At 61.3% G+C, this 22,415-nt stretch carries 20 protein-coding genes, 1 tRNA gene and 1 pseudogene; 12 read left to right on the top strand and 10 right to left on the bottom strand.

Annotated features, from left to right (window positions below; translation table 11 throughout):
- The first annotated feature begins 96 nt into the window (after positions 1 to 96).
- Entirely contained in the window at positions 97 to 969 is an 873-nt protein-coding gene (locus NLN62_RS30920) for a tripartite tricarboxylate transporter substrate binding protein (RefSeq protein WP_254111331.1), read from the top strand.
- 117 nt (positions 970 to 1,086) lie between these two features.
- Here the strand turns inward: NLN62_RS30920 and NLN62_RS30915 are convergent, their stop codons facing one another.
- A complete protein-coding gene (locus NLN62_RS30915; RefSeq protein ID WP_254111330.1) occupies positions 1,087 to 1,851 on the bottom strand; it encodes a GntR family transcriptional regulator in 765 nt (254 codons plus the stop codon).
- A 108-nt stretch (positions 1,852 to 1,959) separates the two neighbouring features.
- Between NLN62_RS30915 and NLN62_RS30910 the strand changes: the two genes are divergently transcribed.
- From NLN62_RS30910 to poxB, 4 genes are read left to right on the top strand one after another with little or no spacing between them, the layout of a single operon-like run.
- Entirely contained in the window at positions 1,960 to 2,805 is an 846-nt protein-coding gene (locus tag NLN62_RS30910; protein ID WP_254111329.1) for a CoA ester lyase, read from the top strand.
- A 26-nt stretch (positions 2,806 to 2,831) separates the two neighbouring features.
- On the top strand, positions 2,832 to 3,878 hold the full coding sequence (locus NLN62_RS30905; RefSeq protein WP_254111328.1) for a MaoC/PaaZ C-terminal domain-containing protein: 1,047 nt from the start codon (positions 2,832 to 2,834) through the stop codon (positions 3,876 to 3,878).
- Positions 3,879 to 3,899: 21 nt separating this feature from the next.
- Positions 3,900 to 5,219: an acetyl-CoA hydrolase/transferase family protein gene (locus tag NLN62_RS30900; protein ID WP_027527871.1), complete on the top strand. Its 1,320-nt coding sequence runs from the start codon at positions 3,900 to 3,902 to the stop codon at positions 5,217 to 5,219.
- Between the two features lie 8 nt (positions 5,220 to 5,227).
- The gene (gene poxB / locus NLN62_RS30895) at positions 5,228 to 6,961 is read left to right on the top strand and encodes a ubiquinone-dependent pyruvate dehydrogenase (protein WP_254111327.1); all 1,734 of its coding nucleotides are present in this window, start codon (positions 5,228 to 5,230) and stop codon (positions 6,959 to 6,961) included.
- 600 nt (positions 6,962 to 7,561) lie between these two features.
- On the opposite strand, the gene NLN62_RS30890 is transcribed toward poxB, so the two are convergent.
- On the bottom strand, positions 7,562 to 7,771 hold the full coding sequence (locus NLN62_RS30890; protein ID WP_027527873.1) for an aldehyde dehydrogenase family protein: 210 nt from the start codon (positions 7,769 to 7,771) through the stop codon (positions 7,562 to 7,564).
- Between the two features lie 100 nt (positions 7,772 to 7,871).
- Here NLN62_RS30890 and NLN62_RS30885 point away from each other — a divergent pair, with 100 nt between their 5' ends.
- From NLN62_RS30885 to NLN62_RS30875, 3 genes are all read left to right on the top strand, one after another.
- A complete protein-coding gene (locus NLN62_RS30885) occupies positions 7,872 to 8,111 on the top strand; it encodes a hypothetical protein (protein WP_156944893.1) in 240 nt (79 codons plus the stop codon).
- Positions 8,111 to 8,857 (top strand): ceramidase domain-containing protein, encoded by a 747-nt coding sequence (locus NLN62_RS30880; protein ID WP_035665038.1) that lies wholly within the window; start codon positions 8,111 to 8,113, stop codon positions 8,855 to 8,857. Before NLN62_RS30885 ends, NLN62_RS30880 begins: the two co-directional genes overlap by 1 nt.
- 135 nt (positions 8,858 to 8,992) lie before the next feature.
- On the top strand, positions 8,993 to 9,121 hold the full coding sequence (locus NLN62_RS30875; RefSeq protein WP_371933042.1) for a recombinase family protein: 129 nt from the start codon (positions 8,993 to 8,995) through the stop codon (positions 9,119 to 9,121).
- Between the two features lie 62 nt (positions 9,122 to 9,183).
- On the opposite strand, the gene NLN62_RS53630 is transcribed toward NLN62_RS30875, so the two are convergent.
- Positions 9,184 to 9,453 carry a DUF1127 domain-containing protein gene (locus NLN62_RS53630; RefSeq protein ID WP_371933140.1) on the bottom strand — a complete coding sequence of 90 codons (270 nt, stop codon included), beginning with the start codon at positions 9,451 to 9,453 and terminating at the stop codon, positions 9,184 to 9,186.
- 434 nt (positions 9,454 to 9,887) lie between these two features.
- Between NLN62_RS53630 and NLN62_RS30870 the strand changes: the two genes are divergently transcribed.
- Both NLN62_RS30870 and NLN62_RS30865 read left to right on the top strand, forming a co-directional pair.
- Positions 9,888 to 10,130, top strand: coding sequence for an FAD-binding protein (locus tag NLN62_RS30870; RefSeq protein WP_084801953.1), 243 nt, complete (start codon positions 9,888 to 9,890; stop codon positions 10,128 to 10,130).
- Between the two features lie 290 nt (positions 10,131 to 10,420).
- A complete protein-coding gene (locus tag NLN62_RS30865) occupies positions 10,421 to 12,259 on the top strand; it encodes an enoyl-CoA hydratase-related protein (protein WP_254111326.1) in 1,839 nt (612 codons plus the stop codon).
- A 204-nt stretch (positions 12,260 to 12,463) separates the two neighbouring features.
- Here the strand turns inward: NLN62_RS30865 and NLN62_RS30860 are convergent, their stop codons facing one another.
- The 3 genes and pseudogenes from NLN62_RS30860 to NLN62_RS53625 form a co-directional block, all read right to left on the bottom strand.
- Complete coding sequence (locus tag NLN62_RS30860; protein WP_254111325.1) at positions 12,464 to 15,850, bottom strand: adenylate/guanylate cyclase domain-containing protein; 3,387 nt, start codon at positions 15,848 to 15,850, stop codon at positions 12,464 to 12,466.
- A 33-nt stretch (positions 15,851 to 15,883) separates the two neighbouring features.
- Entirely contained in the window at positions 15,884 to 16,120 is a 237-nt protein-coding gene (locus NLN62_RS30855) for a hypothetical protein (protein ID WP_027524537.1), read from the bottom strand.
- 764 nt (positions 16,121 to 16,884) lie between these two features.
- Positions 16,885 to 17,034 (bottom strand): annotated as a pseudogene (locus NLN62_RS53625) (LuxR C-terminal-related transcriptional regulator); the annotation flags it as partial.
- A 262-nt stretch (positions 17,035 to 17,296) separates the two neighbouring features.
- On the opposite strand from NLN62_RS53625, the gene NLN62_RS30850 reads away from it, so the two are divergent.
- A complete protein-coding gene (locus tag NLN62_RS30850; RefSeq protein ID WP_051389847.1) occupies positions 17,297 to 17,656 on the top strand; it encodes a hypothetical protein in 360 nt (119 codons plus the stop codon).
- A gap of 156 nt (positions 17,657 to 17,812) precedes the next feature.
- The gene (locus NLN62_RS30845; protein WP_254111324.1) at positions 17,813 to 18,514 is read left to right on the top strand and encodes a hypothetical protein; all 702 of its coding nucleotides are present in this window, start codon (positions 17,813 to 17,815) and stop codon (positions 18,512 to 18,514) included.
- 57 nt (positions 18,515 to 18,571) lie between these two features.
- Here the strand turns inward: NLN62_RS30845 and NLN62_RS30840 are convergent.
- The 4 genes from NLN62_RS30840 to NLN62_RS30825 form a co-directional block, all read right to left on the bottom strand.
- Positions 18,572 to 18,647: transfer RNA gene (locus NLN62_RS30840), tRNA-Lys, on the bottom strand.
- A 163-nt stretch (positions 18,648 to 18,810) separates the two neighbouring features.
- On the bottom strand, positions 18,811 to 19,392 hold the full coding sequence (locus NLN62_RS30835) for a Spy/CpxP family protein refolding chaperone (protein WP_254111323.1): 582 nt from the start codon (positions 19,390 to 19,392) through the stop codon (positions 18,811 to 18,813).
- A 231-nt stretch (positions 19,393 to 19,623) separates the two neighbouring features.
- Positions 19,624 to 20,625 carry a TRAP transporter substrate-binding protein gene (locus tag NLN62_RS30830; RefSeq protein ID WP_254111322.1) on the bottom strand — a complete coding sequence of 334 codons (1,002 nt, stop codon included), beginning with the start codon at positions 20,623 to 20,625 and terminating at the stop codon, positions 19,624 to 19,626.
- Positions 20,626 to 20,828: 203 nt separating this feature from the next.
- Positions 20,829 to 22,391: a 2-isopropylmalate synthase gene (locus NLN62_RS30825; RefSeq protein ID WP_027524534.1), complete on the bottom strand. Its 1,563-nt coding sequence runs from the start codon at positions 22,389 to 22,391 to the stop codon at positions 20,829 to 20,831.
- Positions 22,392 to 22,415 lie beyond the last annotated feature (24 nt).

Genomic DNA, 22,415 nt, shown 5'->3' with positions numbered 1-22,415 from the left:
CTTCCTCGGCGTCGGCTTTTGCGCTTGGCAGCGGGTGCTGCCGCACTCCCAGCCCTCTCGCGGAGCGCATCGTCTGACACCTACCCGACGCGACCGGTGCGTTTGATCGTAGGCTTCGCCGCCGGCGGGTTTACCGACACCTTGACGCGCCTGTTAGGTGCATGGCTGTCCGAGCGGCTCAAGCAGGAATTCATCGTCGAAGATCAGCCTGGTGCCGGCTCAAATCTCGCCACTGAAAGGGTCATAAGGGCACTTCCGGACGGCTACACGTTACTGATGGCCACGTCGACGAATGCTATCAATGCGACGCTCTACAAGAATCTTAAATTCAATTTCCTACGCGACACCACACCGGTCGCTAGCATCACCCGCACGCCGCTTATTATGGTGGTCAATCCGTCATTTCCTGCCAAGGCCGTTCCCGAGTTCATCGCCTATGCCCGGGCCGCTCCGGGCAAGATCAATATGGCGACAGCCGGCATTGGAAGTCCGTCTCATCTTGCCGGCGAGCTGTTCATGACGATGACCGGAGTTCTGTTGATCCCAGTGCACTACTCCCGCACCATCTACCTCTCCGATATGCTTGCTGGACACGTGCAACTGGTATTCAGTCCGCTACCCACGGTGATCGAGCAGGTTAGGGCGGGCAAGTTGCGCGCCCTTGCGGTGACCAGCGGGACACCTTTGGTTGCGCTGCCAGACGTCCCGACCATCAGCGAGTTTGTGCCGGGCTATGAGGCAAGCGTATGGAATGGCCTAGTCGCGCCGAAGAACACGCCGACCGAGATTGTTGACAACCTCTACAAAGAAATCGATGCCGCCCTCGCCGATCACAAGATAGGAGCACGACTGGCCGGTGTTGGCGTCGTTCCAAAGTCGATGACACCAGCTGACTTTGGCAGGTTCATTGCCGAAGACACCGAGAAGTGGGGCAAAGTAATCCGAGCGAACAACATTAAGGTGGAGTGAGCGCGCCGTACGCTAGCGCTTAATGTCAGTCTTTCGCTCTTCGTCCACGTGAATTGTCGCCGCTTTTGGCGGGACCAGGCGCAATCCTCGTAATGATGTTTGGAATCTGGACCCGACTTACGAGTCGGAGACTCCGATTTCACTTCGGCGCAGCTCGTTTCGGAACAGCACTCGCCCCTTCGGATAGATCGAGCGGCTGATCAACAGGATAGTCTCTCCGTCGAGATAGTACCATCGTCGGACCAGCATCGCAGGACTGCCCTCCGGAGCATCGAAGACCGCGGCCATCTCGTCGTCATGAACAATTGGCTCCATCTCTTCGACGATCTTGCGCACCCGAATTCCGAACACCCGTTCAGCGGTTCCGGCAATCGACCCCGTCAGTTCGAAGAGATAAGGCCGGATCGCCGAGAAGCTCGCGGCGATGTAGGCATCGGTCAGGGTAAGCAATGGCTCATCCGGCCCTCCTGGTGATTTGCGAACGCCTTGGAACAAGAGGAACTGGCGGCCGAATTCGCAGCGAAGCTCTGCCGCCAGGGCCTCATCGGCTATGACGTCGCGGACCTCCAACGGCTGGAGCGGGATCGTGGTCGCGAGGAACTCATCGATTGATCGAGAGATTGCGGTGAACTTCGGCGTTTGGGGCGTTTGACGCAACACCGTTGTGCCCGAGCCGCGTCGACTGGCCACCAGTCCGCGCGCGCGGAGGTCGACCAGCGCCTCGCGAATGGTGAACCGGCTCGCGCCGAACATGCGCATCAACGCGAACTCGGATGGTAAGCGGCTGCCGGCGGGGTAGTCGCCGCGCACGATGGCATCGGCGAGTGAATCGGCGATCCGGCGAAATAACGGTCCCCCGGTAGTGATGGAATCGTGAACCATGCAAGCAAGATACGCTTGTCCGGATGTCCGTGCAAATATTTCTTGACGGATGCCTTTGCGAAGGATATTTGTCCGGACAACCGGTCAAATTAGAGAAGGGACCAACCGATGTCAGACCTTTCCCTGATTCGTAGCCTCCTCTTCACGCCAGCCGATCGTCCGGACCGCTTTGCTCACGGACCTTCGTCCGGCGCAGACGGCGTCATCCTCGATCTGGAGGATGGCGTCGGCCTCCCCGCAAAGGCGGCCGCTCGCAATGCCGCGTTGGCGTTCTTCGCCGATTCTGCTGCCGCACCGGCCGGCTTCGTCTGGGCGCTGCGGCTCAACCACGTCACCACGGATGCGGGGCTCGAGGACCTCATGGCCCTTCGGGCCGCGCGCAAGCCGGCGGTCGTCGTTCTGCCCAAGACCGAGTCGGTCACCGAGGTCGAGATCGCGCTGGCTCACCTCGGCGCCGGCAAAGCGACTCCAAGCATCGTCGCGCTGATCGAAAGCGGGCGCGGCCTTGCCGCGGCCGACGAGATCGCCAGGCATCCGGCGGTCGCGGCACTTGCGTTCGGCGGCGCGGATCTCGCCGCCGATCTGCACGCGGCGCTCGCCTGGGAGCCGATGCTCTTCGCGCGCAGCCGCATCGTGCAGGCGGCGGCGAGCGCCGCGATCGCCGCGTGGGACGTGCCGTTCCTCGACATTCACGACCCCGACGGTCTCAAGCGCGAGACCAGCGCCGCCAAGACGCTCGGCTACGTCTGCAAGCTCGCCATTCATCCCGCTCAGATCGCGCCCATCAACGCCGTCTTCACGCCGTCAGCGAACGAGCTCGCGCGCGCCCAGCGCGTCGTCTCCGCGTTCGCGGCGGCGCATGGCGGCGCCTGTCAGGTCGACGGAAAGATGATCGACGCCCCGGTCGTCAAGGCGGCGCGCCGAACCGTCGCGCTCGCCGCTCAAGCAGCCTGAAACCCCAAAACGCAGGAGATTACCCCATGAGTCTCTACGCTTACGTCCGCGTCGGCAAGAACCGCTACCGCGAGCGCTTCGGCCTGAGCTTCGAGGATCTGCATGAGGGCATGCGCATCCGCCATCGTCCCGGCATCGACGTCTCGCAGCAGGACAACCGCGAAGACGCGGTCGATCTCGTCAACAACGCGCAGCTTCACTTCGACAGTCACTACGCGGCGCAGACCGAGTGGAAGAAGCCGCTCGGCGTGAGCACCATGACGGTGCAGCGGCTGCTCGGCATGATCTCGCGCAGCTGGTACCGGCGCCGAGCGATTCTCGGCATCGACAGCATCGCGATGACGCATCCGGTCTTCGGCGGCAACACGCTCTACGCCGAGTCGACCGTGACCGGGCTGGAGGCAGGCGCCGACCCGGAGGTCGGAATCGTCACGCTCACGATCGACGGGCTCAATCAGGACAACGTGACTGTCTCAAAAATCAGCGCCCGGCTGGAAATGTACCGGCGGGGACAGCATCCCGAGGACCGCCCGGACGAGCCGCCCGCCGAGGAGGAGCGCTTCCGCTCGCATTACGTCGACGCGCAAGGCGCGCTCGTCGAGCAGACCGGGCTTGCCTTCGAGGATATGAAGGAAGGCGAGACATTCGTCCATTGGCCGGGCCGGACCATCGCGTTCGAGGAAAGCCGCCTCCACGCGCTGCGATCCCTCGAGATCAATCCACGCTGGCATGATGCCGCTTATCTGAAGAAGCATCAGGCGATCGCGCCGGCGGTCTTCGAGCCGCTCGTCGTCGGGTTCGTCACCGCGCTGACGACACGCACGCTCGGCCGCGTCGTCGCCAATCTGGGCTGGACCGGCATCGAGCTGCCGCGCCCCGTGAAGCCCGGCGAGACAATCTACGCCGAGTCGACGATCGGCCCGGTCCGCGCATCGCACTCGCGGCCCGGCCAGGGCATCGCAAAAGTCGAGACCCGCGCCTTCGTGGAGGGCGGCGACCTTGTGTGCCGCTATCAGCGCGCCCTGCTGGTCTATCGCCGCGGCATGGGCCCTTACGCCGCGGCTGGCTACTGAATGAACGCAACGGAGGCAACAATGACCAAGCATGAAGATCTGTATCGTCGTCGGCTGACGTCTCCCGAACTTGCCCTGTGCGACCTACCGAAGCGTTGCAGCGTCCTCCTCGGCATCTTCGCCGCCCAGCCCCCGGCGCTCGTCCGCGCGTTCGCGGATCGCGCGAAGGCGGGCGATCTCAACGAAGCGCTCGTCTACTACATGCACGCGACTCCGGCGACGATCGAGGCGCTGATGCGTCTCGACCTTATGGACGTGATCAAGCTGTATCCGTTCTTCCTCGGCGCGGGCGAGCGTGGGCTGGCCAGGCAGCTCAACGAGCGCAGCCGCAAGATCGTCCATTTCGTGCCGAATTCGTTCAGCGAAATCCCCGGCATCGTCCGCGAGCGGCCGCCCTTCGACGTCTTCCTGCTGCAGGTCGCGCCGATGGACCGGGCCGGCTGGTTCAGCTTCGGTCCGAGCGGCGCCTACTCCCTCGCCGGCATCGAGCGGTCGAAGCGAATCATCGTCGAGGTCAATCGCAACATGCCGCGCAGCCACGGCACAGGTCAGGTGCACGTCTCCCAGGTATCGGCGATCGTCGAGAACACGAGCGAGATCAGTGCCTACGCGAGCAAGGCGACGACCGACACCGACCGCCAGATCGCGGCGCATGTCATGCCAATGATCCAGGACGGGGCTTGCGTGCAGTTCGGCGTCGGTGGCGTGCCGAATATCATTGCTGGCGCGCTGACCGACCGGAAGAATCTCGGCGTGCACACGGAGCTCCTGAGCGATGGGCTCGCGAGCCTCATCGCCTCCGGCGCTGTCACCAATCGGCACAAGACCACCGATCGCGGCAAGAGCGTGTTCAACGTTGCGATGGGTACTGCCGCGACCTACGACCTAATTGACGACAATCCGTCGATCGAATGTCGGATGGCCGATTACGTCAACGATCCGCGCGTCATCGGAGAGAACGACAACGTGGTCTCCGTCAACGCGATGATCGAGGTCGATCTCACCGGTCAGGTCAATGCCGAGTTCCTGGCGACGCATGAGTACGGAGGCGCCGGCGGCCAGCTCGACTTCGTCAAGGGCGCGTCATACTCGCGCGGCGGCCTGTCGTTCATCGTCGGGTCCTCGACTGCCGCTCACGGCAAGGCGTCACGGATCGTGCCGAAGCTGCAAGGTCCGGCAACGGATGCGCGGATCGACACGCAATACATCGTCACCGAACACGGCATCTGCAACTTGCGCGGCATGAGCTCGGACGAGCGCGCCTACGCCCTGATCGGGCTCGCCCAGCCCTCGTTCCGTGACGAGCTGACTGCGGCTGCACGCGAAATGCATCTGATCTGAGGTGTCCCATGTCGCGCACGATCGCCCATCTGCTTGTCGATATCCTGAATGCAGCCGGAGTTCGGCGCGTCTACGGCGTCGCCGGAGACTCGCTGAACGGCATCACCGACGCATTGCGCTCGGGGGGAACGATCGACTGGGTCCACACGCGGCATGAGGAGACCGCCGCCTTCGCGGCAGGTGCCGAAGCGCACCTGACCGGCTCGCTCGCGGTATGCGCCGGCAGTTGCGGGCCGGGCAACCTGCATCTGATCAACGGGCTCTTCGATTGCCATCGCTCGCGCGTGCCGGTGCTGGCGATCGCGGCGCAGATTCCGAGCAGCGAGGTCGGCCGCAACTACTTCCAGGAAACGCACCCGCAGGACCTGTTTCGCGAGTGCAGCCACTACTGCGAGCTGGTCACCAATCCCGCACAGCTCCCTGGCGTCTTCGAGACCGCGATCCGCGTCGCGGTCGCGGAGCGGGGCGTCTCCGTCATCGTGCTGCCGGGCGATGTGGCCCTGAAGGAGGCTCCGCCGGCTGCCCGTCTTTCACATGCGCTGCTCCCGGCACGCCCGCTGCTGCGGCCGCGCGATTCGGAGCTCGACGCGCTCGCGAAGATGCTGAACGAGGCGTCGCGGGTCACGCTGCTCTGCGGGCGCGGGTGTCTCGGTGCGCATGACAAGCTGATGCAGCTTGCGGAGACGCTCAAGTCGCCGATCGTCCACGCGCTGGGCGGCAAGGAGGCCGTCGAGTACGACAATCCCTACGACGTCGGCATGACCGGGCTGATCGGCTTCAGTTCCGGCTATCACGCCATGATGGACTGCGACACGCTTTTGATGCTCGGGACGGACTTCCCGTACCGTCAATTCTATCCGGTCGACTCGAAGATCGCGCAGATCGATCTTCGCGGAGCGAATCTCGGCCGGCGTTGCCGCATCGATCTCGGACTGGTCGGTGATGTCGCCGACGCGATCGAAGCGCTGCTTCCGCGCCTGAGGCCGAAATCGGATCGCGCGCATCTTGACGACAGTCTTGCGAACTACCACCGCGCGCGCCAGGGGCTCGACGACCTCGCCGTGGGCCGTCGCGGCCACAAACCTATCCACCCGCAGTTCGTCGCCAAGACGATCAGCGAGCTCGCGGCCGACGACGCGGTGTTCACATTCGATGTCGGGACCACGACCGTCTGGGCCTCGCGGTATTTGAAAATGAACGGCAAGCGCCGCCTGATCGGCTCACTCGTGCACGGCTCGATGGCGAATGCGATGCCGCAGGCGATCGGCGCGCAGGCCGCGTTTCCCGGACGGCAGGTGATCTCGATGTCTGGAGACGGCGGTTTCACCATGCTGATGGGCGACTTCGTGACGCTGCTGCAGCGCAAGCTGCCGGTCAAGGTCATCGTCTTCAACAACAGCACGCTCGGCTTCGTCGAGCTGGAAATGAAGGCGTCCGGCTTCCTCGATACCGCAGTGGCGCTGACAAATCCCGATTTTGCCGCAATGGCAACAGCCGCCGGCGTTTTCGCCATTCGCGTCGAGGACCCGGCGAACCTTCTGGCCGCCATGAAGCAGGTGTTCGCGCATGACGGCCCGGCGCTCCTAGACGTCGTCACCGCGCGCCAGGAGCTCGCGATGCCTCCCGAGCTGGAGCTTGGTCAGGCGGAAGGCTTCAGCCTGTGGGTCATGAAAGCCGTGCTCGACGGCCGCGCTAGCGAGTTGATCGACCTCGCCCGCACCAACGTCCCGCTTTTACGCTAACGAGCAGTCTCGTCGGTGGACACCAGCGCTCTGCTGCTCTTGCGCAGCCAGTTCGCCTTCACGGTTGTCGTTCCAATCTTCTAACGTCCGCGCTCGGGAAACTGATCGGACGGAGTGTCGCTACCCCTTTGCTCCCCTGGTAATGGAGCAAACACGCAAGAACCCCGTCCGGGTGACCTATTTGGGTCAGGCTCTAACCTTCACACGGGAGAGGTCCAAGGTTCGATCCCTTGTGCGCCCACCATTAAGCCCTGACTATCAACGACTTAACGAATTGCTTCCCTAGAAGCGTGCCCCAGAAAAACTGGGGCACAACCGGGGCACCTTCGAGCACGGTTGACGACCGGCGAAGTTTTTTCTTGGACCGGATAGCGGCGGGGCATATCGGAATGCCTGAGGATTGAGCGAGCTGATAGCGGCGTCATTCGACACTCCTGCGGCCGATGCGTCGAGCAAGTTCACGGTCAGTGAAGCCATAAGTGCGTGCTACATGAGGCTGCACTCAAGGTAAGCTTTCATGTTTCAGCAGCTAAACGGCAGAGCAATCGTGCTGGGCGGCCTCCATAGCCAAGTCGAACAAGTGACCCTGCCCGCCCCGCGTCAACCGATGACGGATTTGTACTCTAGAAACTCTTCGATCCCGACGCGCCCCCACTCCCGGCCGATACCCGACAGCTTGAACCCGCCATGCGTTCCTCGCTTGTCCAGAGGGGCGCCGTTGATTCGGATGCGCCCGACTTGCAATCGCTTGGGCATGATCGGCATCGCGGCACCAAACGCCGCCGGCAAGGCCGTACGGGGAATCATCATTCGCGACCCGATTGGGCCAGTGGCAAATCCGGGCATGGTCCGCTATGCCGTCGGAAGAGGAAGTTAGCTATCCTACTCCGACGCAACAGGAGCGGACACGATGACTGAGTCCGTCAGCAACGATCACTCGCCCGTCGCGTCTCGGCTGCGATCCAGAAAGCCCGCGACCGTCAGCGCGTCGGCACTGGCGCTCCACCTCGGTTGCAGCCGGACCTACATCGGCTGTCTCGAAGCCGAAGGCGTGATCCAGCGGCAAGGTCAGCCAATGCACCACCGTGGGCAGCTTCGACTACGCAACTTTGTGGACGATCCGACACGATTCTCAAAGGAGCGTCGTTGATGGCAATTGGCAACATAGTCCGAGATCGGCCGATACCGGTTCTGTATGGCTTGATGATTGTTACGCTTGTCGCATTGCTGCCGCTTCCGCCCCTGTTGCAGGACCAGAGTTATCATCAGTTCGCCGACCAGCGCGAATTGTTCGGCGTGCCGAACTTCTGGAATGTCGCCTCGAACCTGCCCTTCATCGCGGTAGGCGCGTTTGGTCTCGCGCAAATTCGTCGCGATGCAACAACTTTCGTGCTCTTCGCCGGGATTTTCTTAACCGGCTTTGGCTCATCGTATTACCATCTTGATCCGAACGACGACACGTTGTTCTGGGATCGATTGCCGATGACTCTCTGCTTTGCCGCGATACTTGCCGCTGTCGTTGAAGAGCGCGTGGATGCCAAGGCGGGCGCAATGTTGTTACGGCCGCTGCTTGCAATCGGCATTTTCAGTCTTTTGTTGTGGCGCTGGACCGACGATTTGCGGCTCTACGCGTGGGCACAATTTTTTCCGTTTCTCGCTTTGCTATTAATCCTCAGCCTCTTTCCGGCGAAATACACCGGCACTCCCTTCTGGGTCGGCGCCGCTGGGCTTTACGCGCTCGCCAAGCTGCTGGAATATTATGACCACGAGGTCTATTCGTTTGGTCGAATTCTAAGCGGGCATACGCTGAAGCACCTTTCGGCAGCAGCCGCTTGCTTCGCAATTCTGATGCTATTCCAAGTTCGCCGACCGCTGGAAGGGGTAGCCAGCAGCTAGGCCGTGCACTGATAAATTGATCGTGCGCCGCAGCCTACAGAGTCTGGTCACTTTCCTGCAGGAGATCCATGCGGCAGGCGTCGATCTGTTTCTGTTTCAGCAGGCCATCGACACCGCGACGCTAGCGGGCCGGGGATGTTTCAGATGTGCGGTGTGTTCGCCGAGTTCGAGCGCGCGATGATCGTTGAGCGGGTGCGCAGCGGGTTGGCGAAGGCCAAAGCCAAGCAGCGATGTTCAGGATCCGCACGAAAGCTCGCGGCCTGAAAACCACCGCCGCCTCTGAGGGCGCCGGGGTCATTCTGCGCCGACTCAAAGCCGGTTCTGAGTCATGTCCGTCTAGCTAGCTTTTGAAGCCGCGCTCGATCCTTTGCGGCCTCGGCCAAACCACCGGCGATCTGAGAGCGAGAGAGCCCCATATCCCTCAGCTCTCGGTCCGAAAGACTCCGCAGAATGGTCAGGGCTGCTTGGCGTTCGCGCTGCGCGATAATGACAGCGCCAAAGTTATTGACGATCCGAAAAATGCCGCGCGTGAGAAGTCTTATTGACCTCCGAACTATAAACGGGGTCGCGGATAGATCGGTAGTATTGCTTAGCATGCTCATGGTGACCCATCACTCGAAGAGGTTAGGTCCCCCTTTTCTCCGCTCGCATCATGCAACCGGCACGCCTCCAAGGCTTTTAGATAGGAATGAGCTTTCCTTTAGATTGGCCTGAGAGCAATCAATTGAACGTGCAGATATCGTGAATAGCTCACGGTCGGCGATCGCGACGGCAAGGGCCCTAATGGAACGCTTCGCAGACCGCGGTGCACGCCGTTGGGAAACGGAATCACACTGGCGGAAACAAGATTCAACTTGAGTTTCTTCTTTGACCCTGCCGGCGATGAAGCCGGGCACGGAGTACCGCTGCCAATGATCTGATCGAAAGCGCATTGCGAGGACTCACCGGACAGCTTGACGGCCGCGTTCCAGGGCCGGGCGATGCTCGATACGCGGTTGCAACGGCGATCTGGGCGAAGCCGGTCGGCTGCATGCCGCGCACTGTGGTTCATTGCCGTACATTGCAGGACATTCAATTGGCAATCGCAGCCGCTCGTTCTGCCGACCTTTCGCTGTCAGTTCGTGGCGGTGGGCACGATTGGGCCGGTCACGCCCTGTGCGACGGGCTAGTGCTCGATCTCAGCGGCTTGAGGAACGTGGTCGTCAGCCCAGACCGACGCAGCGCACGAATCTCGGGAGGGGCTCGTGGCCTCGGACGTCCTTGCGGCGACTGATCCGCTTGGTCTGGCGGCCGTGACAGGTTCATGCAGCGCGGGCGCCATGGGCAGGACTCACGTTGGGCGGTGGCCATGGGCCGTTGATCGGCCGCCACTCGGAGGCGCCCGACCGGGATGCGTCCGAGGCTGCGCACGATTTTCCCACAGCTGATCAAGCTGGAACATTCGGGACTGTGAACTTCCTCACATTGCACACGAAGCATTTGTTGTGAAGTAGCCAAAGAGGGCCGGGTCACTTTCGGCACTAATTGGCGAACAGGAGACGGCTCGACGCCTAAGCTGGACTGATGAAAATACTTTTTCTCACCACCGCGCATAACAGTCTCAGCCAGAGACTATCTATCGAATTGACTGAGCTCGGACATATTGTCGATGTCGCACTAGCCATCAGCGAATCGGCGATGCTTGACGCCGTCGGGCAACACGCGCCGGACCTCATCATCGCGCCTATGCTGAAACGAAAGATTCCCGAGGCCATTTGGTCTAAACACGTCTGTTTGATCGTGCATCCTGGCGTGAAAGGCGACCGCGGCGCGTCCTCACTGGATTGGGCAATCATGACGGGACAGACGATGTGGGGAGTGACAGTCCTGCAGGCGACGGCGGAAATGGACGCAGGCGCGATTTGGGCTTCGCGCAACTTTGCGCTCTCCGGCTCCTCGATTGCCAAAAGCAGCGTGTACCGCCGGCAGGTCACCAAAGCGGCCGTGCGGGCAGTCCTGGAGGCTGTTGAAAAATTCCAGTTGCGACAGTTCAGGCCCGAACCGCTTGACTACAGTAGCGCAGATGTAATCGGTTGCTGGCGGCCGACGATGCGCCAAAGTGATCGCGCGATTGACTGGAGCCGGAATTCGACTATGGAGATTTTCGCAAAAATAAGCGCCGCGGACAGCACCCCCGGGGTGCTCGATACGCTGCTTGGAAAAACGTGCTTTCTTTATGGCGCTCATGTTGAAGATCGTCTCAAAGGCCCGACGGGCAAGATTATCGCGCGACGCGACGGAGCAATCTGCATCGGCACGATCGACGGCGCCGTATGGATTTCACATCTCAAAGCGAAGGGTGAAGTCGCGCCCCAGAATGCAGAGTGCCGTGCTGTACATTCGAATTTCGAGCGTCGATCATGTAATTCGCCTCCTTGTTCCCCATCTGGGATTAAGTTGCCAGCGACGCAGGTGTTGGGCTCGCTGTTGCGTGGGGTGCCCGAAGCTCCACTTGCGATCAACCTGCCCACCGACCACCACACATTCCGCGAGATCGTGTATGAAGAAGAGGGTGATGTGGGCTACCTCTACTTTGACTTCTACAATGGCGCGATGAGCACTGCCCAGTGCTATAGATTACGCGACGCGTTTCTCTTCGCGCGTTCGCGGCCGACGAAAGTCATCGTATTGCTCGGCGGCGCCGATTTCTGGTCGAACGGCATCCATCTCAACGTCATTGAGGCGAGCAATGACCCGGCCAAGGAATCCTGGCGCAACATAAACGCGATCGACGATCTGGTCCTCGAGATTCTCAATACCATGTCCCATCTCGTCATCGCCGGATTGCGCGGCAATGCTGGTGCTGGTGGCGCTATGCTGGCGCTAGCGGCGGATCGCATCTATTCGGCCTTCGGAGTCGTCCTCAACCCGCATTACAGAGGTATGGGCGAGCTTTATGGATCGGAATATTGGACATACTTGCTGCCAAAGAGAGTGGGGCAAGCGCGGGCTCTGAAGCTGACGCAAGCTTGTCAACCAATCGGAGCGCGGGCAGCGCGCGATATCGGTTTCCTCGACGAGGTATTCGGCGAAGACGCGCGAAGCTTTGAAGCCGAGATAAGAGACCGCGCCAGGCTCCTCGCCGCAAACCCGGAATTTCGCGCTCTCCTCCGAAAAAAGCATGAGGGGCGTATGGAAGACGAAAGCATCAAGCCGCTGGCGAACTATCGTGCAGAAGAGTTGGAGCGCATGAAGGTCAATTTCTTCGGAGCCAATCCCTCATATCACGAAGCCCGGCGCCGCTTCGTCTTCAAGGGGAATCCGCCGAAGGCTGCGCCTGTTCCGACTGCAGCGACGACGAGAGAGCGAGTTTCAGTTCTTTTCGGGCACACAGTCCGCGTGGGGGCCTTGCTTCAAGCTTAGTCGAAATGGGCCGAAGCGAATTCCTCGTGGCCCATGGACGAAATCGTACAGCCGGGCTTGCGCAGTCTCGTTGGAGAATTGGTCATGCCCCAGCAGCAGCGCGCCTGCCGCTCGATGTCTGCTTTTCCCCGAAAGCGACCTAATTGTTGCGCGCACCCGAAAGACGCGAGGGCCAAGAGCCGACCTCTACTTGCTCCTTTGCCGCTACAAGCGCTCTCGCTGCCCGAGCTCCTCCAGCAGGGCCTTCGCCTCCTTCAGGTCGCGGGTGTCGAAACCCTCGGTGAACCAACCATAGACCGGGGCGAGAAGATCGTGGGCCTGCTGTCGTTTGCCCTGATCGTACCACAACCGCGCCATGCTCACAGCCGCACGCAGTTCCCAGGACTTTGCCTGCTGCTGACGAGCGACCGCCAGCGCATGTTCGAAATATTCTTCCGCTTTCGTTGCGTCTGGGTCGGGCAACAATAGCGCGATTTCGCCTGCCATGCGCTTGATTTCGGCCTCAAACCAACTTTCCTTAGTTGTTTCTGCCTTGGTCATCGCTTCGCCAATGCAGTGCAGTGCATCATCGAAGTTGTCGAGTTCAGCATGAGCGCCTGCCAGGTACGATAAGCAGAATGGCTCTAGCGCTGTTGCCGCCGTTGAGCGACGTGCGATGATACCCGAGGTGATCACATGGACGGCGTCTGAGACCTTCCCAGTGAGGGCCAAGACGCAACCTTGGGCCAGCATTCCGAGTGCCCCCCAAAACAAGGAACCTCTTTCGTCTGCCAGGGGGACAAGTTCATTAGCTTCGGCGCTTGCTGCCGCATAGTTTCCGCAGCAGATATGGGTAAAGGATGTATGGAACAGGGCATACATCAACGTGGCCGCTTGACCGATCTCGCGCGCTTCCTTGAGCGCCTGTTCAGCGTCTCTGCCTGCAGCCTCGGGGAAGCCAAGTAGCCACAGAGCCCAGGAGCGATAGGATAGGGCTGCGACCCTCATGTCCTGGCCAAATCGAGTCGCCAGCGCACGATGCTCAGCGGGTTCGTAGATCGCGATCGCCTGATCGTAATGTGCTCGACTTTCCGCAAGGGCCCCCGTACACATCAAAGACGTACCCATTAGACGATGCCCAAGCATGAGTGGAACCATTGTTCCCCGCTTCTCGGCAAGCGCCAAACACTCTGTCGCAAAGTCGAGGAGAGCGTCGCTGTTGAACCCGATATAGTTCGCGACCCAGAACCCATAGAGGACCGAAAACAGGAGCAACGGGTCTTCAGGGGACTCTCCGAGTGACTCCGCTTGCTCGATGAAGGCGCGGGCTCGATCGAGAGATGCGATAGTCTCAGGGGCTGCGTGGCCCTTGGTGTGCATCAAAGCATTCACAAGCGCGACCTGCAGTTTGATCTGGTCGCCACGCAGCGCTGGTGTGCCCGGCAGCGTCGCAATCTGTGAAAGAGCGCGGATTAGCTGAACCGTCGCCTCTACTAACGCTGAACGCGCTAGCGACCGCTGTCCCGCCTTGCCCCACAAGGCCGCTGCCTTCTCGATTAGCCCGGCCTCAGTGCAGTGATGTGCCAGCAACTCCGGCTGGCTCTCGGCTGTCTCGGCGAATTGGCTTTCAACTGCTTCGGCAATGCGTGCATGAAGCGCGCGGCGGGGTTCGCGCAGCAACGTGCCATAGGACGCGTCCCGCACCAAGGCATGCTTGAATAGGTAAGTCGCATTCGGCGGCAAGCCCAACCTGAAAAGCAAACCAGTCTGTATGAGACGGTCTAGCGCTGATCCCAGTTCCGCCTCTGGCATGCGCACCACCGCCGCCAGGAGAGCATGCGAAAACTCCCGGCCGATCGCCGCGCCAATCTGTGCCACTTCCTTGGCAGGGCCGAGCCGGTCGAGCCGCGCCATCAACGAGGCGTGCAAACTTGCGGGGACCGCCAAGGCCGGGGACGGAACGACGGCAATCGTGCGTTCGACCGCGCTCTGGCCCTCCGCCTCCAGCACTGCCTTCGTCATCTCCTCCACGAACAGGGGGATGCCATCGGTACGTTCGATGATGTCCTGCCTGATGCCCGCCGGCAGCAGCTTGTTGCCGACTACGCCGTCGATCATGGCGCCGACCTGGCGTTTCGTCAGCCGATTGATCGTCATGGCGGTCACGTGCGGCCGCCCGATCCAGGGCGGATCGAATTCCGGGCGGAATGTCACAACCATGAGAACGGGAACCGTTGCGATCAGGTCTAGCGTGCGACCGAAGCCTTCCAGGCTCGTAGGATCGCCCCAGTGCGCATCCTCGACGATCATCAGCACGGGGCCGGAGCGCGCCAGGGTTTCCAATTGAATGCCGAGTGCTTCCAGCATTTTCTGACGCCGCTGTCCGGGAGCAAGCTCCAGAGCGGGGTAGCGTCCGTCGTTGGGAAGCGACAGCATCTCAGCCAAAAGCGCCGCGTCTTGCGGGGACGTCCTTGTCCGTGCCAGCAGGGCACCGAGCTTTTCGAGCTTTGTTTGCGGTGTGTCCCCGACTGCAAATCCGGCGGCAAGTTCCAACTGCCCAATGATTGGATAAAATGCGCTGTCGGTGTGTTGCGGCGAGCAGAAGTAACGTAACCGCGTGTGAGGTTCGGCTGCGATCCCCTCCATTAGCGCGGTTGAGAGCCTGGATTTGCCTATCCCGGCCTCGCCGGATAGCAGCACCACCTGACCTTTGCCCCTTTTTGCTTGCGACCAGCACCTCAACAGCAGTCCAAGTTCTTCTTCTCGTCCCACCAGTGCAGTCAGCCCGCCGGGGTGCATCGCCTCAAAGCGGCTCTCGATAGAACTTGCCTGCAGCACGCCGAAAGCTTTCACTGGCCCGGCGAACCCCTTGAGCTCCCCTGGCCCCAGGTCCCGCAGCTCGAAGAGGTTGCCGAGGAGCCTTCGAGTGCCTTCGGCGATGACAACCGAGTTCGGCTCGGCGATCCCCTGCAGACGAGCCGCCAGGTTCGGCGTCTCGCCCACCACCCCGCGTTCCTGGGCCTCGCCGACACCAACGAGATCGCCGACCACGACCAAGCCAGTCGCGACCCCGATACGCACCCGGAGCGGCTCCTGGATACCCAGCTTGCCGATCGCCTCGATGATCGCCAGTCCCGCCCGGACGGCACGCTCGGCATCATCCTCGTGGGCGTGGGGATAGCCGAAATAGATGAGCACCCCATCGCCCATGTACCTGGCCACGAAGCCGTCGAACCGGGCGACCGTCTCCGCGACGCACTTATGATAGGCGCCGATTACCGAACGCAGATCCTCTGGGTCGAGCGTGGTCGAGAGCGCGGTCGAGCCAACGAGGTCGGTGAACATCACCGTCAGTTGGCGACGCTCGGCGTCCTCTCGCCGAGTAGGCTCGATATCCACGAGTGCAGAACGTGCCGTTACAGCAGCCGAGACGTTCCTGAGATCGCGGATCGCACGCCGCATTTTCAACCGGTGGCCGAGCGAAACGCCAAGGTCTTTGAGATGTTGATCGGTCAAGTCGGGGAGAACGGCCATATCAATGTCGTTCTCGGCAAACCTCTCCGCGTACTTGGCCATGCCGAGCCTTTCGAGCCAGTCAGCAATTTGCTGCATCGCGGCCCCCTTCGGACTTAACGCTGTCCGTCCTCACCAACAGGACAGAAAGTCTACCACGCACGCCGACTTATTGTAGCGCCCAAAGGACAGTGTCGCATGTCCGGTCAGGTCAAAGCCGGTAAGACTCAGGTCGAGCATATTATTTTCGCTCCGCCGCGTGCGCTCGATGCGAAGCACGGTGGACAGCACGATGAGGACCTCGAAGTAGGACATCAACATGTCGCGCGCGGCGATACCGCAATGCGCGATGAAGCTCCGTTGGTTCATGTCTGCCGATTCTATCGCGCGGGTGAGTCATCTCGTATTTCCTCAGCCCGAATTTCATTTATTGGTTCATGCGATGTGCCGGAGCGAGGCAATGCAGGGGGCTAAGCAGAGGGTTTTGGGCGCTAGGCCCAGTTATCTGTCAGCCGGGCTGCACCTGCATGCTTGGTGGCCGTCGGGCGGCGCCTAAGGCGAGTTTTCAGTTGGCTATTCCCTTAACGGCAGCTCAAACGCGCGCCGGAACGGGGGTCATGCCGGGGGTCATGTTCGCAATTTCGAAAATATATCAATTATTTCAGCTGCATATGGCGGAACGAGTGGAAGTCCAACCAACCTTCAGTAGAGGTGTGCGGTGCTAGAACTCGAATAAGACACGAGCCAGGCCATTGAGGCGATGGATTGAAGGCTGGCTAACCCACCAGTTTCGCACCAGAAACGACCTCGCAAGGAGCGACGAACGTCGCCAAACATCACAAAAAATGCAGAAGGATCAACGGGCGCATCCCTTTTCCCACCGCTCATAACGGTCTGGTTGCAGGTTCGAGTCCTGCCGGGCCCACCAGCAAATCAAGCACTTAGCGGATTTTCATTTCACAGGCAGTTGGCCATCGCACCAGAAGCGTCCCGCCTCATTGTGCCGAGCAGCGTCACCGGCCGGGTTCGCGTCCAGCCTTCGCCTTGCTCCATGGCAAGACATTGCCAGCAGCGCGCGCGAGCGGCGACTGCACTCTTGCGCGTGGAGTGCGCCGTAGGTTGAACAAGTCGTTCTAGGCGAACGGCATGTCGATGAGCCGAAGCTGGATCGCCTTCGCTATCGCGTGCGGCCTGTTCGATGCGTTGAGGTGCAGGATCGCACGCTTCATGTGCGAGCGTACCGTCTCGCAGGACAAGCCGAGGATCAGGGCGATGTCGTCCGAGGTCTTCCCTCGCTGCCTATCTCGATTTCCGGAGCGTGCACGAACTCATACTCGCCATTTCCAAAGGGCGTGCACCATCGCCGACGAACTGTCGAGTCCGAGGCCGGTCGCGAGAGCCAATTTGGTCTAAGGTGGTCGTAGACGAGTATGTTGCGCGAGCCTTCGCTATCCGGCAGAATCGGCCGTTAACCGATCTGGCAGCGCTGGTATGAAGCCTCCCAAGACCGCTCTAAGATTGCCCCGGTATTGCAGGCGAAAGCCGTTGAAGAGTGGCCGTTGGGCCTACTTCTTCGAGCCTCCGACGTGGGCGCGTGCGCAAGGGTGTCACGTCAAGGCGGAGGCCCTTGGCGAAGATTACAGCACTGCGGTTGAGCGCGCCGAGTACGTTCTGCTGCCGGCCTTCGACAGTTGGCGCTCTCGCGGAATGACCGACATGGTTCCGATTGGAATCATTCCAGGGTTCTTTGATTGGCTTGTCAACGTGTTCAAGGCCCATCAGAAGTGGAAGGAAATCGACCACAAGATGCAGCGTCTCTATGAGCAGGGCTTGGCACTATTCGCCGGTCACTTGTTAAAGGACGGCACGCGCGCTGGGTCGAAGCAGATCGTCGACTTTACGTAAGGCTTCGTCGACGCCGTTTATGCCAAGCTGCTGATTGTTGAAGAGAAGGACGCCGACGGAAACGTGGTACGACGCGAACGGCGCCGCTTTGCCAATGCCGCGATGACGGCGTGCCGCCGTGCCTGGTTCGTCGGTCAACGTGCAGAAGAAAAGAGAGTGCCCACCGTCAATCCATTCTCAAAAATGGGTCTGAAAGCGCGCGCACCGGGACAGCCGGTGCGCGAGACGCCGACTGCGACCTGGGACGAGTTGGTGGCATTTCGCGCCAAGGCGAACGAACTTGGCTATCGATCAATCGCGACAGCGGCACTTGTCGCATGGGAATGCCTCCAGCGAGAAGAACACGTGTTCGGAGCTTTCGAGATCAGCCACTATCGACCGAAAGAACGCCCGAACAGTGTGCGCATCGTCCATCCCAAGAATGGCGAGGAAGCCTGGTGGCCGCTTTTCGACGAGACTGGCGAGACCTTGTTTCCCGAGCTGATGGCAGAACTCGACGACATCAGGCAGACCATCGTCACCGGGCTCGTCTTTCGGCGTGACCATAAGCACCGGAGGTCGCCTACCCCGCTGCCATGGATCACAGCCAGGCAGGATCTTCGCTACCTCCGGGAGGTCGTGAAAAAGATCGTTCGTGCAGCCGGCCTGCGGGAAGAACTGTCATTCACCTCGTTCCGCCACGGCGGCTTCACCGAGGGCGCCGACAGCGATCTAACGGACGCTGAGCTCAGAGCCGCAGGCCGCCACCGGTCATCCCGGCAGCTGCCGACCTATGCGAAACGCACACGGAAACAGCTAATTTCGGGCACGAAGAAGCGGCGAGAGGAAAGAACAAAAGCAGCCGGTTTGTCGGAATAGCAGTCGGCCGTCTGTCGGAATGACGACCGCGAGAAACCCCTAAGCTATTGAAAAGCTTGGTGGGCGCACCAGGGCTCGAACCTGGGACCCGCTGATTAAGAGTCAGCTGCTCTACCAACTGAGCTATGCGCCCGAAAGGCGGCTAACGCCTTGCGAGGCCGGTCGTTTAGCAAAGCGATCCGGGGAAGGCAAGCGATGTGGACGAGGTTTTCCAAGTCTTCATGGCCGGGTCCCAAAAAGAGAAAAGCCGCCGGATTCCAGCGGCTTCGCTCGCTATGCCCGGAGAATTGCGGGCCTTACAGGCGCCCGCCGTCCCGGTCCGGCCCGCCATCCCGGTCGCCGCCGTGGAAGTGGTCCATGCCGCGGTCCATCATGCGGTCCATGCGGTGCTCCATGAAGCGGTGGCGCCAGCCCTCCTCACCGCCGAACGGGCCCTGGTGACGGGTCAGGACGGCCAGGCGCCGCTTCTGGCCCTCATCCAGGGTCTTGTAGAGGGGATCGGCGGCATCGGCGATCTTCTTCAGCGCCGCGGACGTGGCGCCCATGTCGTCAGCGCGCTGGCGCAGGCGGGCGACCGGATCATCCGGCGTGTCGGCATCGCCGGGGCCAGCATTCATCCGCGCATTGGCGCGATCGATCCGCAGCTTGGCAAAATCGCGCACAGCGGCCTCGACCGGCGGCCACAGCTTCTCCTGGTCGGCATTCAGCTTCAACCCGGCATGCACGGCCGCGATCCGCGCGTCGACCAAGGCGGCGCGGTCTTCCGGATTCATGCGCATGTGGCGCATGTGATCGGAGAAGCGGTGATATTGCGCGTAGACGGCGCCGGAGCCGGCGATGCTGAGCGCGGCGATAGCGGCGATGGCGAACTTTCTCATACGAACCTCCTCTTCCAAGGTTCCCCGAAGATGGGCGCCATTTGCACCGTGTTCAACTTACAACTTCGATAGAGACGCCAGTCTTACCAAGATGTAATCCGGAGACACATCCAAACACCTCTTCCGTCGTCTCCGTTGTCGCAGTTTGAAATCATTCGCAACAATGACCGCTAAAACGAATGAAGGGCTTCCGCAGTCCACACGGAAGCCCTTCTGCGATCGCCAGCAATCTCAATTCGTCGCGCTCTTCGCTTCCTTCTGGAATTCGTCGATCAACGGCTGGCCGACGCGGCTCGCGGCATCCTTGTAGACCGGCTCCATCGCCTTGCGCATTGCCTCGTCCTGCTCGGACGTCAGCGAGATGATCTCGCTCTTGCCACTCTTCTTGATCTCGGCGAGCGCGTCGTCGTTCTCCTTCTGCGACTGCGCGTTGTTGAAGTCGGTCGCTTCCTTCATGGCCTTCGCAAGCTGGTCTCGGATGTCGGCCGGCAGATCGTCCCAGAACTTCTTGTTCACGATCACGACGTAGCCGATGTAGCCGTGATTGGTCTGGGTGATGTACTTCTGCACCTCGTGCATTTTCTGGGTGTAGATGTTGGACCAGGTGTTCTCCTGCCCGTCGACGACGCCGGTCTGGAGCGCCTGATAGACCTCGGAGAACGCCATCACCTGCGGCAGCGACCCCAGCGCCTTGAACTGCGCCTGGAGCACGCGCGAGGACTGGATACGGAATTTCACACCCTGATAGTCGGCCGGAGTGATGAGCTTCTTGTTGGCGCTCATCTGCTTGAAGCCATTGTCCCAATAGGCAAGGCCGATGATGCCCTTGGAGTCCAGCAGCTTGAGCAGCTTTGCCCCTAGCGGTCCCTCCGTCACCTTCCGCAGCGTCTTCAGGTCGGGAAGGATGTAAGGCAGATCGAACACCTCGAACTCGCGGATGCCGAGCGGACCGAACTTGGAGTTGGACGGCGCCAGCATCTGCACGCTGCCGAGCTGGAGCGCCTCGAGCTCTTCCTTGTCCTTGTAGAGCGTCGAGTTCGGATAGACCTCGACCTTGACTTTGCCGCCGGTGTACTTCTCGGCAAGCTCCTTGAACTTCTCGGCCGCCTTGCCCTTCGGCGTATCGGTCGCAACCACGTGGCTGAACTTGATGACGATTGGGTCGGCTGCTGCCGGACCGCCAAGCCCCAGAACCAAAGCCGCGACGGATGCCGCGATCGCGAAGGTGCGCATGATCTCTCCCTTGTTATTGTTTGGGCCGCCCGGCGCGCGGGCGGCCTTCCTCGAGCCGGCTGCATCAATACAGGCCGGCGCGCCGCGCTGCTATTGGTCGTTAGCAGGGCTGCTATCTCTTATCACGGCCATTCCGGGGCGATGCGACGGGACCGCGCGAGCGCGGCCCGGAGCATCGAACCCGGAATGACAAGCTTCGCTTGTCAGCTCGCCGCCGCCGTCGTCACCGTATCGCGCTGGCGCTTCATGACGATCTTGTTGAGCGCGCCGAGATAGGCCTTGGCCGATGCAACCAGCGTGTCCGGATCAGCCGCGCGCGCCGTCATCGAACGGCCGTCATGGGACAGACGGACCGACACCTCGGCCTGCGCGTCGGTGCCTTCGGTGACCGCGTGGACCTGGTACAGCTCGAGCTTGGCCTCGTGCGGCACCAGCGCCTTGATGCAGTTGAAGACGGCATCGACCGGACCGTTGCCCTCGGCTTCCTCAATCCTGGTCTGGCCGTCGACATCGAGCTTCATGGTCGCACGCTGCGGACCATGCGTGCCGGCGATCACGGTCAACGAGGTCAGCTTGATGCGGTCGTGCGAGGCCGCCATTTCCTCGTCGACCAGCGCCTCGATGTCCTCGTCGTAGATGTCCTTCTTGCGGTCGGCCAGCGCCTTCATCCGCGCGAATGCATCCTCCAGCTGGTTCGGGCCGAGCTTGTAGCCCATCTCCTCCAGCTTGTGCACGAAGGCGTGGCGGCCGGAATGCTTGCCCAGCACCAGCGAGGACTGCTTCAGGCCGACCATCTCCGGCCGCATGATCTCGTAGGTCGAGGCGTCCTTCAGCACGCCGTCCTGGTGGATGCCGCTCTCATGCGCGAAGGCGTTCCGGCCGACGATCGCCTTGTTGTACTGCACCGGGAACGAGGTCGCCGCAGACACCACCTTTGAAGCGCGGGTGAGCTGCGTGGTGTCGATCTTGTTCCAGTACGGGAATTTGTCGTTGCGCACGTTGATCGCCATCACGATCTCTTCGAGCGCGGCATTGCCCGCCCGCTCTCCGATGCCATTGATCGTGCACTCGACCTGGCGCGCGCCGCCGACGATGCCGGCCAGCGAATTCGCAACGGCCATGCCGAGGTCGTTATGGCAATGCACAGAGAACACCGCCTTGTCCGAGTTCGGCACGCGCTCGATGAGCGTCTTCATGAAGTGAGTGTACTCGTCGGGCGTAGTGTAGCCGACGGTGTCGGGGATGTTCACCGTGGTTGCGCCAGCCTTGATGACGGCCTCGACGATGCGGCAGAGAAAGTCCATCTCGCTGCGGGTGCCGTCCTCAGCCGACCATTCGACGTCGTCGATCAGATTGCGGGCACGCGCGACCATGGCAACCGAGGTCTCGATCACCTGCTCCGGGGTCTTGTTCAACTTCACCCGCATGTGCAGCGGCGAGGTCGCGATCACGGTGTGGACGCGGCCGCGCTTGGCGAACTTGACCGCCTCGGCGCAACGGTCGATGTCAGCCGGATGCGCGCGCGACAGGCCGGCGATCACCGAATTCTTGGAGCGGCGGGCGATCTCGCTGACCGCCTGGAAGTCGCCTTCGGAGGTGATGGGGAAGCCGGCTTCGATCACGTCGACGCCCATATCGTCGAGCAGTTCGGCAACCTCGAGCTTCTCCTCGAACGTCATGGTCGCGCCTGGGCACTGCTCGCCGTCGCGCAGGGTGGTGTCGAAAATGATGACGCGGTCCTTCTCGGACTTGTTCACGGGGGCCATTTTGAAATTTCCTTTAAGCTGGTG

The sequence above is a fragment of the Bradyrhizobium sp. CCGUVB23 genome, from assembly GCF_024199885.1.
Taxonomy (GTDB): Bacteria; Pseudomonadota; Alphaproteobacteria; order Rhizobiales; family Xanthobacteraceae; genus Bradyrhizobium.
The sequence above is the reverse complement of the archived record's forward strand: the minus strand, read 5'-3'. Positions and strand labels throughout refer to the sequence as shown.

Coding starts and splice junctions, on each gene's coding strand:
- NLN62_RS30885 (WP_156944893.1), top strand. CDS start 7,872: ATGACTGAGTCCGTCAGCAACGATCACTCGCCCGTCGCGTCTCGGCTG.
- NLN62_RS30865 (WP_254111326.1), top strand. CDS start 10,421: ATGAAAATACTTTTTCTCACCACCGCGCATAACAGTCTCAGCCAGAGA.
- NLN62_RS30905 (WP_254111328.1), top strand. CDS start 2,832: ATGAGTCTCTACGCTTACGTCCGCGTCGGCAAGAACCGCTACCGCGAG.
- NLN62_RS53630 (WP_371933140.1), bottom strand. CDS start 9,453: ATGCTAAGCAATACTACCGATCTATCCGCGACCCCGTTTATAGTTCGG.
- poxB (WP_254111327.1), top strand. CDS start 5,228: ATGTCGCGCACGATCGCCCATCTGCTTGTCGATATCCTGAATGCAGCC.
- NLN62_RS30910 (WP_254111329.1), top strand. CDS start 1,960: ATGTCAGACCTTTCCCTGATTCGTAGCCTCCTCTTCACGCCAGCCGAT.
- NLN62_RS30915 (WP_254111330.1), bottom strand. CDS start 1,851: ATGGTTCACGATTCCATCACTACCGGGGGACCGTTATTTCGCCGGATC.
- NLN62_RS30870 (WP_084801953.1), top strand. CDS start 9,888: ATGCCGCGCACTGTGGTTCATTGCCGTACATTGCAGGACATTCAATTG.
- NLN62_RS30855 (WP_027524537.1), bottom strand. CDS start 16,120: ATGAACCAACGGAGCTTCATCGCGCATTGCGGTATCGCCGCGCGCGAC.
- NLN62_RS30900 (WP_027527871.1), top strand. CDS start 3,900: ATGACCAAGCATGAAGATCTGTATCGTCGTCGGCTGACGTCTCCCGAA.
- NLN62_RS30890 (WP_027527873.1), bottom strand. CDS start 7,771: ATGATGATTCCCCGTACGGCCTTGCCGGCGGCGTTTGGTGCCGCGATG.
- NLN62_RS30835 (WP_254111323.1), bottom strand. CDS start 19,392: ATGAGAAAGTTCGCCATCGCCGCTATCGCCGCGCTCAGCATCGCCGGC.
- NLN62_RS30880 (WP_035665038.1), top strand. CDS start 8,111: ATGGCAATTGGCAACATAGTCCGAGATCGGCCGATACCGGTTCTGTAT.
- NLN62_RS30830 (WP_254111322.1), bottom strand. CDS start 20,625: ATGCGCACCTTCGCGATCGCGGCATCCGTCGCGGCTTTGGTTCTGGGG.
- NLN62_RS30875 (WP_371933042.1), top strand. CDS start 8,993: ATGTTTCAGATGTGCGGTGTGTTCGCCGAGTTCGAGCGCGCGATGATC.
- NLN62_RS30860 (WP_254111325.1), bottom strand. CDS start 15,850: ATGCAGCAAATTGCTGACTGGCTCGAAAGGCTCGGCATGGCCAAGTAC.
- NLN62_RS30825 (WP_027524534.1), bottom strand. CDS start 22,391: ATGGCCCCCGTGAACAAGTCCGAGAAGGACCGCGTCATCATTTTCGAC.